14 protein-coding genes are annotated in these 12453 nt (G+C 70.1%); 6 read left to right on the top strand and 8 right to left on the bottom strand.

Translation table 11 applies throughout. The features are described from left to right. Positions 1-9 precede the first annotated feature (9 nt). The 4 genes from FGX59_RS14390 to FGX59_RS14375 all read right to left on the bottom strand — a co-directional run bounded on the left by FGX59_RS14390 (position 10) and on the right by FGX59_RS14375 (position 3739). Positions 10-588: a hypothetical protein gene (locus tag FGX59_RS14390; RefSeq protein ID WP_138467457.1), complete on the bottom strand. Its 579-nt coding sequence runs from the start codon at positions 586-588 to the stop codon at positions 10-12. A 65-nt stretch (positions 589-653) separates the two neighbouring features. Further along, complete coding sequence (locus tag FGX59_RS14385) at positions 654-788, bottom strand: aa3-type cytochrome c oxidase subunit IV (RefSeq protein ID WP_138467455.1); 135 nt, start codon at positions 786-788, stop codon at positions 654-656. A 74-nt stretch (positions 789-862) separates the two neighbouring features. Further along, positions 863-1927, bottom strand: a complete 1065-nt coding sequence (locus tag FGX59_RS14380) for an MBL fold metallo-hydrolase (RefSeq protein WP_240722451.1) — start codon at positions 1925-1927, stop codon at positions 863-865. Between the two features lie 96 nt (positions 1928-2023). Then, on the bottom strand, positions 2024-3739 hold the full coding sequence (locus tag FGX59_RS14375; RefSeq protein ID WP_138467453.1) for an acyl-CoA dehydrogenase: 1716 nt from the start codon (positions 3737-3739) through the stop codon (positions 2024-2026). A gap of 113 nt (positions 3740-3852) precedes the next feature. On the opposite strand from FGX59_RS14375, the gene FGX59_RS14370 reads away from it, so the two are divergent. After that, positions 3853-4794, top strand: a complete 942-nt coding sequence (locus FGX59_RS14370; RefSeq protein WP_138467451.1) for an L-threonylcarbamoyladenylate synthase — start codon at positions 3853-3855, stop codon at positions 4792-4794. A gap of 1427 nt (positions 4795-6221) precedes the next feature. On the opposite strand, the gene FGX59_RS14365 is transcribed toward FGX59_RS14370, so the two are convergent. After that, positions 6222-6464 (bottom strand): accessory factor UbiK family protein, encoded by a 243-nt coding sequence (locus FGX59_RS14365; protein WP_138467449.1) that lies wholly within the window; start codon positions 6462-6464, stop codon positions 6222-6224. Positions 6465-6613: 149 nt separating this feature from the next. Here FGX59_RS14365 and lgt point away from each other — a divergent pair, with 149 nt between their 5' ends. From lgt to pgeF, 3 genes are read left to right on the top strand one after another with little or no spacing between them, the layout of a single operon-like run. Further along, positions 6614-7504 carry a prolipoprotein diacylglyceryl transferase gene (gene lgt / locus FGX59_RS14360; RefSeq protein ID WP_138467447.1) on the top strand — a complete coding sequence of 297 codons (891 nt, stop codon included), beginning with the start codon at positions 6614-6616 and terminating at the stop codon, positions 7502-7504. After that, complete coding sequence (locus tag FGX59_RS14355; RefSeq protein ID WP_138467446.1) at positions 7501-8571, top strand: class I SAM-dependent methyltransferase; 1071 nt, start codon at positions 7501-7503, stop codon at positions 8569-8571. Before lgt ends, FGX59_RS14355 begins: the two co-directional genes overlap by 4 nt. Continuing rightward, positions 8562-9323: a peptidoglycan editing factor PgeF gene (gene pgeF, locus FGX59_RS14350; RefSeq protein WP_138467444.1), complete on the top strand. Its 762-nt coding sequence runs from the start codon at positions 8562-8564 to the stop codon at positions 9321-9323. Before FGX59_RS14355 ends, pgeF begins: the two co-directional genes overlap by 10 nt. Before the next feature lie 188 nt (positions 9324-9511). Here pgeF and FGX59_RS14345 read toward each other — a convergent pair whose 3' ends face one another. Beyond that, entirely contained in the window at positions 9512-10012 is a 501-nt protein-coding gene (locus FGX59_RS14345) for an Lrp/AsnC family transcriptional regulator (RefSeq protein WP_138467442.1), read from the bottom strand. 216 nt (positions 10013-10228) lie between these two features. Here FGX59_RS14345 and trxB point away from each other — a divergent pair, with 216 nt between their 5' ends. After that, a complete protein-coding gene (trxB, locus tag FGX59_RS14340; RefSeq protein WP_138467440.1) occupies positions 10229-11173 on the top strand; it encodes a thioredoxin-disulfide reductase in 945 nt (314 codons plus the stop codon). A gap of 130 nt (positions 11174-11303) precedes the next feature. Here the strand turns inward: trxB and FGX59_RS14335 are convergent, their stop codons facing one another. Both FGX59_RS14335 and FGX59_RS14330 read right to left on the bottom strand, forming a co-directional pair. Continuing rightward, entirely contained in the window at positions 11304-11522 is a 219-nt protein-coding gene (locus FGX59_RS14335) for a DUF1150 family protein (RefSeq protein ID WP_138467438.1), read from the bottom strand. Positions 11523-11527: 5 nt separating this feature from the next. After that, a complete protein-coding gene (locus FGX59_RS14330) occupies positions 11528-11941 on the bottom strand; it encodes an Hsp20 family protein (RefSeq protein WP_138467437.1) in 414 nt (137 codons plus the stop codon). Positions 11942-12118: 177 nt separating this feature from the next. On the opposite strand from FGX59_RS14330, the gene FGX59_RS14325 reads away from it, so the two are divergent. Beyond that, positions 12119-12337: a YdcH family protein gene (locus FGX59_RS14325; RefSeq protein ID WP_138467435.1), complete on the top strand. Its 219-nt coding sequence runs from the start codon at positions 12119-12121 to the stop codon at positions 12335-12337. The last annotated feature ends 116 nt before the right edge of the window (positions 12338-12453 follow it).

Raw genomic sequence — 12453 nt, 5'->3', positions numbered from 1 at the left:
GCTGGGGGGTTAGCCCCCGGCCCCCGGCACGACCCGCGTGCCCTGGCCGATATAGCCGTAGCCGCCGATCCCGCCGATATCGCTGCGGTCGTCGGGGCTGTCATCGTAGAAGGTCTGGGTGACGACGCCCGGATGGGTGGCGAAAGCCTCGCTGGCGACATCGGGGAAGAAGGTCACCGGGAAATCCTGGAAGCCCGGCAGCTGCACCAGGATCTTCGTCGTCCGCAGCGTGCAGAAGGACGCCATGACCGGCCCGGTCGCCTCCGCCAGCTTCAGCGCCTGTGCCGCGGTCTCCATCGGCACTTCGACCTTCTGCTGGCGCACGTAGTAGGTTTCCCGCGCATGGTAGTCGATGAACCAGGCCTCCATCGGCTGGGTGAAGCCGAAATGCACGTCGTCGATCCGCGGCGCCTTGGGATGGTGCCAGGTGCCCGCGGGGTTGAAGACGACGCGCTCGGGCCCGTCGATGACCAGCGAGGTATGCGCGCCCTTGCCGGTCTGGATCCGGACATTGGTGTAGAGGGTCAGCGCCGGGGGATTGCCGCTGCGGAAATGCGCGCGGGCCACCGCTTCGGGCGGATCGCGCACCGGCTCCGCGCAGGCGGCCAGCAGCGACGAGGCGAGCCCCGCGCCGAAGGCCCGGCGGCTGAGCCTCAGGCCCCGACCAGAGCCAGGAAGATCAAGAGGACGAAGATGCCGATCACCGTCCGCGTCGTGAATTTCACGAATCCCGCGAAGGTCTTCTCGTGATCGCTGATATCCATGGTGCCGTGCTTGTACGCCGCCATCAGTCTCCTCCTCCTCTGGCTTCCGCCAAGAGCTACGCGAATTTGCCGCGGAAGTCACGCGGCGGGAGGGCTGGTTAGTCATTTCGTCTATCCCGCATCTGCCAGGCAATGGCGCCATCGTCACGCACTGCGCCGGAGATCTCTCCGGCTGCGTTCAGATAGTTCACATGCGCGATGGCTTCCACAAGGGCGAGCCCGTATTCCCCGGCGGAGATGTCGCGGCGGTAGAGCGCGGGGAAGCATTCCGCGGCGGACCGCGGCCGCGCCAGATGCGCCCGCAGCCGCGCCAGCGCCGCCTCGTGGCTGGCGATCATCGCCCGCAGCCGCGCGGGCAGGCCGGTGAAGGGCAGCTTGTGCCCCGGCAGGACCAGCTGCTCCGGCGCGGCGTGCGACAGCAGCCGGGTGCAGCTCTCGATCCAGTCGGCCAGCGGATTGGCCTCGGGCTCGGTCGCGTAGACGCCGATATTGGGAGAGATCGTGCCGAGGATCTGGTCGCCCGCGACCACCAGGGGCACGTCCTCGCACCACAGCGTCGCCTGGTCCGGCGCATGGCCGCCGCCCAGCCGCACCCGCCAGCTCCGTCCGCCGAGGCGGAGCCGGTCGCCCTCGCCGATCTGGCGGAAGCCCAGCGGCATCCAGGCCACCGCATCGCAGTAGTTCAGCGGCCGCTCGCTCCGCCGCGCCTCGATCAGCGCCGCATCCATCCCCGCGCGCCGCCAGAAATCCAGCGTCTCGGCCGGGGGCACGTCCTGCTCGTCGAGGCGCAGCATCCGCGCCAGCAGCCAGGCCGTCCGGGTCATCAGGATCTCGGCGCCGTGTTCGGCCTGGAACCAGCCCGCCAGCCCGACATGGTCGGGATGGTGATGCGTCACCACCACCCGCCGCACCGGCTTGCCCCCAAGCGGGCCCTCCAGCAGCCGCTGCCAGACCGCGCGGCCTCGCGCGGTGTCCATGCCGGTATCGACCAGCGTCCAGCTGTCGCCCTCGTCCAGCGCATAGCAATTGACGTGATCGAGCACGATCGGCAGCGGCAGGCGCATCCAGAGGATGCCCTCGGCCACTTCGACCGCCGCGCCCTCGGCGGGCGGTTCGGGAAAGGGGTGGCGCATCGGCGCCGGGATCGTATCGGGTGCACTCATCGCGCAAAGCCTCCGGGTCGGTCCGCCTCCTGCCCCGGATCGGCGCGAGTTTCAACGCCGGGCGCCCGGAAACCCTCCGGGACGCCGGCGCTCTGCTCAGGCCAGCAGCGCCTCCGCCGGGATTGCATAGAGATCCGCCGCGCCCAGTCCCGCCTGCGCCAGCAGCGGCGCATGCCGCGGCAGGACGCGGCGGATGTAGAACTGCGCCAGCGCGGCGCGCGGGTCGTTGCCGCCCGTTGCGGCCGCCGCCCGCAGATGGTGCCAGCCGCCCAGCACCAGCGCGAAGCCCTCCAGATAGGGCGCGGCCACGGCGAAGCGGTCGGCCGGGGCGGAGGCGGCCAGCATCCGCTCGGTCGCCTCGCGCAGCGCCTCGGCCGCCTCCCAGACCGGCTGGGCCAGCGCGCCGTGATCGCCGCGCAGCCGCTGCACCCCGTCCTGCATCTCGTCGACCAGCGCGAAGACCGCGGCACCGCCATCGGCCAGCTTGCGCCCGGCCAGATCCATCGCCTGGATGCCGTTCGTGCCCTCGTAGATCGCCGTCACCCGCACGTCGCGGGCGAATTGCCCGGCGCCGGTCTCCTCGATCACGCCCATGCCGCCATGGATCTGCACCCCGGTCTCGGCCGCGCGCAGCCCGGTCTCGGTGCAATGGGCCTTGGCCACCGGCGTCAGGAGCGCCGCCCGCGCCGCCCAGGCCGGATCGCCGGTCGCCGCCGCCATGTCGATCGCGATGGCGCAGTCGAGCGCGATGGCCCGCGCCGCGAAGACCGAGGATTTCATCTCCAGCAGCATCCGCCGCACATCCGCATGGCCGATGATCGCCGCCTGGCCCGGCTCGGCAGTCGCCCCCTGGCGACGCTCGGACGCATAGGCCGCCGCCGCTTGGAACGCCGCCTCGGCCACGCCCACCCCCTGCATCGCGACCCCGAGCCGGGCGTTGTTCATCATCGTGAACATCGCCGCCATGCCCTTGTTCTCGCCGCCGACAAGCCAGCCCTCCGCCGCTTCGAACTGCAGCATCGCGGTGGGCGAGCCATGCAGCCCCAGCTTGTGCTCGAGGCTGGCGGTGCGCACGCCGTTCGCCGCCCCCGGCCGCCCGTCGGCATCGGGCAGGTATTTCGGCACCAGGAAGAGGCTGATCCCCTTCGTCCCCGCCGGGGCGCCGGGCAGCCGTGCCAGCACCAGATGGCAGATATTCTCCGCCGCGTCGTGATCGCCCCAGCTGATGAAGATCTTCTGGCCGCTGATGTGGTAGCGCCCCTCCCCCGCGGGCTCCGCCCGGGTCGCAAGCGCGCCGACATCGGAGCCGGCCTGCGGCTCGGTCAGGCACATCGTGCCGGTCCACTCCCCCGAGACCAGCTTCGGCAGGTAGAGCGCCTTGAGCGCATCCGGGGCATGATGCTCCAGCGCCTCGATCTGGCCCTGGCTGAGCAGCGGGCAGAGCTGCAGCGACAGGCAGGCGCCCGACATCATCTCCGTCACCGCCATCGACAGCGTGACCGGCAGGCCCATGCCGCCATGCTCCGGCGCGGCCGAGATGCCGACCCAACCGCCTTCGGCGATCGCGCGGTAGCCCTCGGCGAAGCCCGGCGGGGTGACGACCCGGCCCGCCTCCAGCCGCGCGGGCGACAGGTCCCCGGCCCGCTGCAGCGGCGCCATCACCCCTTCGCAGAGCTTGCCTGCCTCTTCCAGGATCGCCGCGGCGGTCGCGGCCCCGGCTTCGGCAAACCGCTCGGTCGCCGCGACCCGGTCGTATCCCAGGACATGCTCCAGCAGGAACAGATGCTCGGAAACGGGGGCGCGATAGGGCATGGAATCCTCCTCTGGCTTGCCATGCAGGCCGTCCGGCGCTAGGGCCGCATGAGCTCACCTTTGCGGCTGCGCCCCGGCCGCGCAACTTGAACGCAGCGTTACGGATCCCGCTCATGACGCAACGGCTCCTTCCCGATGGTCCCGGCCTTGCCGCCGCCGCAGCCTTCCTGCGCGCGGGCGACTGCGTCGCCTTCCCGACCGAAACGGTCTACGGGCTGGGGGCGAATGCGCTCGACGACAGCGCGGTCGCGGGCATCTACGCGGCCAAGGGACGGCCCAGCTTCAACCCGCTGATCGTGCATCTGGCCGAGGCCGCAGACGCGGCGCGCTATGCCGAGGTTCCCGCCGCGGCCGAGCGGCTGGCCCCCTTCTGGCCCGGACCGCTGACGCTGGTCATGCCGCTGCGCGCCGGTGCCGGGATCGCGCCGCGCGTCACCGCAGGCCATGACAGCATCGCGCTGCGCCTGCCCGCCCATCCGCTGGCCCGCGCGCTGCTCAAGGAGGCCGGGCTGCCGCTGGCGGCGCCCTCGGCCAATCCCTCGGGGCGGATCAGCCCGACCACCGCCGATCACGTGATGGAGGGGCTCGACGGGCGCATCGCCGCGGTGCTCGATGGCGGGCCCTGTCCGGTCGGGGTGGAATCGACGATCCTCGACCTCACCGGCGCACCGCGCCTCTTGCGCGCGGGCGGGGTTCCGGCCGAGGCGCTGGAAGAGGCGATGGGCCAGCCGCTCCTGCGCGCCGAGCACGAGGTCAGCGAGGCGCCGGTCGCCCCCGGGATGCTCCTGAGCCATTACGCGCCGAAGGCCGGGGTGCGGCTGAACGCGACCGAGGCGCGGCCCGGCGAGACGCTCCTGGGCTTCGGGCCGGTCAAGGCGGACTGGACGCTGTCGGAGAGCGGCGATCTGGCGGAGGCGGCGGCGAACCTCTTCACCCGGCTTCACGAGATGGACGCGGCGGGCGTCGGCGCCATCGCGGTCGCGCCGGTCCCGGAGGAAGGGCTCGGCCTCGCCATCAACGACCGCCTCGCCCGCGCCGCCGCGCCGCGCGGCTAGCCCCGCGGACCTACCCCGCAGGAACGGCATGGAACCGCAAAGCGGCGACGGGACGGGTCGGGAAGCACGGAGACCGGGAACGGGACCGCCCCTCGCCGCCGCGATCGCGGAACCGCCCCGACCGTCGACGCCAGTGCCGGGGACAGGCCACGCCGGACCAGCGCGCAGTAGTGACGCCACGACATTGCAGACGGGAAGAACCGAGACTGGCAGCCGGACGGTCCCGCTTCGCGAGCGCGGCGCCTGGAGCCGGGGACAGGCCGTGCCAGAGCGACCCGCGGTCGTGACGCCACAATATTGCAGACGGGAAGGACCGCGACTGGCGGCGGGGCAGTCCCGCTCTGCGAGGGCCGAAGCTAGAGCCGCGGACCTGCCCAGCCGGACCGCCGCGTGATCGCGACGCCACAAGATTGCAGACGGGAAGAACCGAGACTGGCAGCCGGACGGTCCCGCTTCGCGAGCGCGGCGCCTGGAGCCGGGGACAGGCCGTGCCAGAGCGACCCGCGGTCGTGACGCCACAATATTGCAGACGGGAAGGACCGGGACTGGCAACGAGACGGTCTCGCTGCGCGAAGGCGGCGGCCATCGCCGGGTCCAGGCCGTACCGGACCGACGCGCGATCATGACGTCACAGCATTGCAGGCGGGAAGGACCGCGACTGGCAACGGGATGGTCCTGCTTCGCGAGCGCGGCGGCCCTAGCCGGGGCCAAGCCGTACCGGACCGCCGCGTGATCGCGACCCCACAAGATTGCGGGCAGGAAGGACCGGGGCTGGCGACGGGATGGTCTCGCCGCGCGAACACGGCGGCAATAGCCGGGTCCAGGCCCTACCGGACCGCCGCGTATTCGCGACGCCACAAGATTGTCGGCAGGAGGGACCGGGAGTGGCGACGGGACAGTCTCACTGCGTGAACGCGGCGGCTTGAGCTGGAGACAGGCCGCACCGCAATGGCGTGGGACCGGGGCGCTTCAACGGGACAGGCGGGAAGGACGGGGAGTAAGGCGGAACGCTCCAATCCCGCTGGCGCCGCAGCAGCCGCGGCGCCGTGGCAGGTGCAGCGTCGGGAGGAGGGTTCGGCGAACAGACAGATAGACCGTCCGTAGCAGCCGATGGAGACGCCGGCGCCCTGACAGCGGGCAGGCAGCCGAAAAACTGTCCGGCCGGTGCCTCCGGCGCAATGGCCGGGAAATTCCCCGGGGCTGGCCTGGATGGAGCCGCTTCCCGAAGTCGTCGTGGCCGAATTGCGGCCGGAGTCCGCTGCGAGGATGCCCCGGAAAGCTCCGGCGGCCTGCCCGATGCGGGATGGCGGCTACAGACCGGAAGCATCCGCCCTATTGCCGCGGCGCGCAGGCCGGGTGGCGGCGGCAGCGGAGGCACCGCTGCAGCCCGGGAGTTGCGGGCCGCCGGACGGACGGGCCCGGACGGCTCAGCCCTTGGCTTCCAGCGCGTCGAGCCGGGCCTTCAGCGCCTCGTTCTCCTCGCGGGCCTTCTGCGCCATGGCGCGCACGGCGTCGAATTCCTCGCGGGTGACGAAGTCGCGATCCGCCAGCCAGCGGTCGAGCATGCTCTTCATGGCGGTCTCGGCCTCGTCCTTGGCGCCCTGGGCCACGCCCATCGCGTTGGTCATCAGCTGGGACAGGTCGTCGAAAATGCGATTGCGGGTCTGCATGGGAACCTCTGGTCTCGGTGATTTGCACGAACACTCCCCATCACATGTAGGGGAGTCGCCCCGCGGGGAAAAGGCGTCGCGCCGCTCCCGCGCCCAATCGCGCGAGGAACCGCGTTGACTTGGCCCCTCCGGGCTTCCATCAGACGGCCATGCTGCTCGCGATTCCCTTCCCAGGTCTCTCCCCCGAGATCTTCTCCTTCGAGATCGGCGGCTTTGCCTTTGCGCTCCGCTGGTACGCCCTCGCCTATGTCGTCGGCCTGCTGGCCGGCCTCTTCCTCATCCGCCGCGCGGTCAGCCGCCCGCCGCTCTGGCCCGAGGGACGCCCGCCGATGGGCCCCGACCTGGCCGAGGCGATGCTGACCTGGGTGATCCTCGGCGTGATCCTGGGCGGCCGGCTGGGCTTCGTGCTGTTCTACCAGCCGTCCTACTACCTGGCGAACCCGGCCGAGATCCTGAAGCTCTGGCAGGGCGGCATGTCCTTCCATGGCGGGCTTCTGGGCGTCGCCATTGCCGGGCTGCTGTTCTGCCGCCGCTACAAGGTGCCGGTCGCCTCGGTCGCCGACTGCATGGCGCTGGCCGTGACGCCGGGGCTGTTCCTGGGGCGGATCGCCAATTTCATCAATGCCGAGCTATGGGGCCGGCCCACGGATCTGCCCTGGGGGGTGATCTTCCCCGGCTACGAGGCCCAGGCCTGCGCCACCGCCACCGAGGCCTGCGCGCGCCATCCCTCGCAGCTCTACGAGGCCGGGCTGGAGGGGCTGGTCCTCGGCGCGGTCATCTGGGTCGTCGCGGTGCGGCTGCGCTGGCTGCGCTCGCCCGGGCGCGTGGCAGGCGTGTTCTTCACCGGCTACGGCCTGGCGCGGGTCTTCGTCGAGAATTTCCGCCAGGCCGATCCGCAGTTCATCACCCCCGGCAATCCCTGGGGCCACGTGATCCGCATCGGCGACTGGGGGCTGACCCAGGGCCAGACCCTGTCCCTGCCGATGCTGGTCCTCGGCCTCGCGATCCTCGCGGTGACGCTGCGCCGCCCGAAGACATGACCCCGCTGGAGGATCTGCTCCTCCAGCGCATCGCCGCCACCGGTCCCCTGAGCGTGGCCGAGTACATGGCCGAGTGCCTGCTGCATCCAGAGCACGGCTACTACACCACGCGGGCGCCCTTCGGCGCGGAGGGCGATTTCACCACCGCCCCCGAGATCAGCCAGCTCTTCGGCGAGATGATCGGGCTCTGCCTTGCCCAGGCCTGGATCGACCGGGGACGGCCCGCGCCCTTCTGCCTGGCCGAGCTCGGCCCCGGCCGCGGCACGCTGATGGCCGATATCTGGCGCGTGACCCGTGCCGTGCCGGGCTTCCGCGAGGCGGCACGGGTGACGCTGGTCGAGGCCTCGCCGAAGCTGCGCGCGCGCCAGGCCGAGACACTCGGCGGGGCCGCCCCCGCCTGGTGCGGCAGTGCCGGGGAGCTGCCGGAGCTGCCGCTTTTCCTCGTGGCCAACGAATTCTTCGACGCCCTGCCCGTCCGCCAGTTCCAGCGCGACCCGGGCGGCTGGCGCGAGCGCCAGATCGGCCTGGAGGACGGACGGTTGGCCCTCGGGCTCGGCCCGGCGGCGCCCTTCGCGCAGCTTGGCCACCGGCTTGAGGACACGGCGCCGGGCGGCATCGTCGAGATCTGCCCCGCCCTGCCCGCCGTCACCGGCGAGATCGCGCGGCGGATCCGCAGCCATGGCGGCGCCGCGCTGGTCATCGACTATGGCGGCTGGCACTCGCTGGGCGACACGCTGCAGGCGGTGCGGCGCCACGAGATGGTGCCGGTGCTCGACAGCCCCGGCCAGGCCGACCTGACCGCCCATGTCGATTTCGAGGCGATCGCCGCCGCCGCGGAAGGCTGCCAGGTGACGCCGATGGTGCCCCAGGGCGTCTTCCTCGAGCGGCTGGGCATCACCGAACGCGCCCGCGCGCTGGCGTCGCGGCTGTCCGGCCCGGCGCTCGAGGCGCATGTGGCCGCACATCGGCGCTTGACCCATCCGGACGAAATGGGAACGGTGTTCAAGACGCTCGGCATCGCTTCCGAAGGAAGCCCGCCGGTTCCCGGACTGTATCCATGGCCCTAGAAATCATCACTTCCGACTCTCTCTCCCCGCTCCGCCACGGCTTCTTCACCCGCAAGGGCGGAGCCTCCTCCGGCATCTATGCCGGGCTCAATTGCGGCTACGGCTCGCGCGACCAGTCCGAAGTGGTGAAGATCAACCGCAGCCGCGCGGCCGCCGCGCTCGGGGCCGAGGCAGAGCAGCTGGCCGGAGTGAACCAGGTCCATTCCGCCCGCGCCGTCACCGTCGACGCGCCGACGCAGAAGCCCCTGCCCGAGGCCGACGGCATCGCCACCGCGACGCCGGGCGTGGTGCTGATGATCCTGACCGCCGACTGCGCCCCGGTGCTCTTCGCCGATGCCGAGGCCGGGGTGGTCGGCGCGGCCCATGCCGGCTGGCGCGGCGCCTTCGACGGGGTGCTCGAGGCGACGCTCGACGCGATGGAGTCGCTCGGCGCCCGCCGCGGATCGACCTGCGCGGTGATCGGCCCGACGATCAGCCAGGCCGCCTACGAGGTCGGCCAGGAATTCCTGGAGCGCTTCCTCGACGAGGATCCCGAACATCAGCGGTTTTTCGCCAATGGCGCGGCTCCGGAAAAATACCAGTTCGATCTGCCCGCCTTCGCGGCCTGGAGGCTGCGCGAGGCGGGAATCAGCCAGGCGGAATGGTTGCGCCATTGCACCTATTCCGATCCGGATCGATTCTTCTCCTACCGCCGAAGCACACATCGCAAGGAACCCGACTACGGCCGTCTCGCAGCCGCTATCCGACTGTAGACACGCGGATTCCTGCCGGTCTGGGACATTCATTCTGCAACGCAGAAATTTTCGCTTGATGGCCTATGATTTTCGTCTCATATTAACGATGTGGTTGGTGACGAGTACGTGGTCACGAGTTCCAGGCCGGTACCGAAAGGTGCCGGCCTTTCACGTTCCGGGGGCCCCGCGGCCCCGCAGCGGCGCCCTCAGGCGCTCTTGCTGAGCCTCTCTTCGAGCACTTCGAACGGAACGCCGGGTTCTTCCTTGGCCGAGCGGATGACCAGCGAGGTCTTCACGCTGGCAACGTTCTCCGCCGCGGTCAGGTCGCTCATCAGGAAGCTGTGGAAGGTCGCCAGATCCGGGGCGACGCATTTCAGGACGAAATCGACCTCGCCGTTGAGCATGTGGCATTCGCGCACCAGCGGCCAGTCGCGGCACTTCCTCTCGAAGGCGGAGAGATCGGCCTCGGCCTGCGACTCGAGCCCGACCATGGCGAAGACCTGCACCTCGAAGCCCAGCTCGCGGCTGTCCACCTGGGCATGGTAGCCGCGGATATAGCCGCTCTCCTCCAGGGTCCGCATCCGGCGCAGGCAGGGCGGCGCGGAGATGCCCACCCGCTTCGCGAGTTCCACATTGGTCATGCGTCCGTCGGACTGAAGTTCAGCAAGAATCTTCCGGTCGATCGGGTCAAGCTTGGATCCGGCCATCTGGTCTCTCTCCTATGCGCTGCCAACCTAGGGAAAACCCGGAGCTTGCGCAATATTATTTCTCCGCAGGCGCAGATTCTATTGATAAATTCCAATATCTCTGCCTCACCTTTTCTTGGCACGCGAAGGTGACAGAGCTGCGATGGCGGGGCTTTCATCGGCGCGCCATCGCGCCTATATCGCCAGCCGCAGCTAGAAGAACGGGGTGGACCGACCATGGGCGATACGAAACACAGCAAAGTACTGATCATCGGCTCGGGACCGGCCGGCTACACGGCAGCCGTATATTCTGCGCGCGCGATGCTCAAGCCCGTTCTGGTGCAGGGCCTGCAGCCGGGCGGACAGCTGACGATCACCACCGATGTGGAGAACTGGCCGGGCGAGGCCTCGATCATGGGTCCCGACCTGATGGTCAAGATGGAGGCCCATGCCCGCGAGATGGGGACCGAGATCGTCTCGGACTACATCACCTCGGTCGACCTCTCCAAGCGCCCCTTCACGGCGCAGTCCGACAGCGGCACGGTCTATAGCGCCGATGCGCTGATCCTCGCGACCGGCGCCCAGGCGCGCTGGCTCGGCCTGCCCTCTGAAGAGAAGTTCAAGGGCTTCGGCGTCTCCGCCTGCGCGACCTGCGACGGCTTCTTCTACCGCGGCAAGGAGGTCGTGGTGATCGGCGGCGGCAACACTGCCGTCGAAGAGGCGCTGTTCCTGACCAATTTCGCCTCCAAGGTGACGCTGATCCACCGCCGCGACAGCCTGCGCGCCGAGAAGATCCTGCAGGAGCGGCTGTTCAAGAACCCCAAGGTCGAACTCCTGTGGAACCACACGGTCGAGGAAGTCACCGGCGCCGAGAACCCGCTGGGCGTCGAGGCGGTGCGCGCGAAGCATGTCGAGACCGGCGAGATCACCGAGATCCCCTGCGCGGGCTTCTTCGTCGCCATCGGCCATGCGCCGGCCTCGGAACTGGTGATCGACCAGCTCGAGACCCATTCCGGCGGCTACGTGACGACCAAGCCCGACAGCACCGCCACCTCGGTGCCCGGCGTCTTCGCCGCGGGCGACCTGACCGACGACGTCTTCCGCCAGGCGGTGACCTCGGCGGGCATGGGCTGCATGGCCGCGCTCGAGGCAGAGCGCTTCCTCGCCGAGCAGGAGGCCTGATCCGGCCGGGGGCGCCTGCCGCCCCCTCCCCCTGGATGCGAAAAGGCCGCCGGCGCCCGTCAGGGGCGCGGCGGCCTTTTCATGTCCGGACCGGAGGCGGGGCGGTCGGCCCCGCTCCGGCGCGACGGTCTCAGTGCACGTAGACCGGTGTCAGGTCGTTCTGCCGCGCCAGGATGAAGGCCAGCTGCCGGTCGCGCACGATCGCCAGCCGGTCGCCATTCGGCGCATGGACGGAATAGGGCGCCGGGATGTCCGCCGTCGCGTCCTTCAGCTCATCGGGCAGGGTCGCCTTGTCGACCGCCCGCACATAGACCGTCTTCGGTCCGCGGATTTCGCTTGCCTGGGCCATGATGCTCACCCCTTGCTGATTTCGATGCGCTGGATCACGTTCTCCAGCTCCGGCCGCGACAGGTCGATATGCAGGAGCCCGTGCTCCATCGACGCGCTGCGGACTTCCACCCCGTCGGCCAGCACGAAGCTGCGCTGGAACTGCCGTCCGGCGATGCCGCGATGCAGGAAGACCCGCTCGCCGAGATCGTCGGACATCCGGCCGCGGACCACCAGCTGGCGGTCCTCGACGGTGATCGACAGGTCGTCCTCGCTGAACCCGGCCACGGCCAGGGTGATGCGGTAGGAGCGGTCCGAGGTCTGTTCGATGTTATAGGGCGGGTAACCTTCGTTGCCGCTCTTGGCAGTGCGTTCCACGAGCCTTTCCAGCTGCTCGAAGCCCAAGAGGAACGGATGCGTTCCCAATGTCGTCTTGGTCATGTCTCGTCCTTGGATAAAGCGACGGATGCAGGGTCCCTTCCGGCGGCCCCTCTCCATGATATGGGGAGCGGCGGTCCGCATGCAAGCGCCCGCCAGCCCCTCCGCCACGTGGCGCTTTGCAGCGCGCGCCCGGCCGGCTATAGTCGCCTTTACCGGTAACACGATTTCGGACACGCCATGAACGCGCACATTGAAATGACCGAAGAGGAAGTCCTGAAGGTCAAGATCGAAGTGCTGCGCCGCAGGCACCGCGATCTGGACCTCGCCATCGGCGCGATGGAGGAGACCGGCCGCGCCGACCAGCTTGCCCTGCGGCGGCTGAAGAAGGAGAAGCTGGCCCTCAAGGACGAGATCCAGCGGATCGAGGACCGGCTCTACCCCGACATCATCGCCTGAGCGCCGCGCCTGCGGGCGGCCGGGCGCCGTCCCGCCCCGGGCCTGACCCGGGGCCTCCCCCGGGCAGCCATGCCACGCCTGCCCGCCTGGCGCGCGGGCGCTGCAGTTCCCTGTTT

Source organism: Poseidonocella sp. HB161398 (assembly GCF_005870025.1).
Lineage (GTDB): Bacteria > Pseudomonadota > Alphaproteobacteria > Rhodobacterales > Rhodobacteraceae > Mangrovicoccus.
Note: the sequence above shows the minus strand (reverse complement) of the source record. Positions and strands in the feature narration are given on the sequence as shown.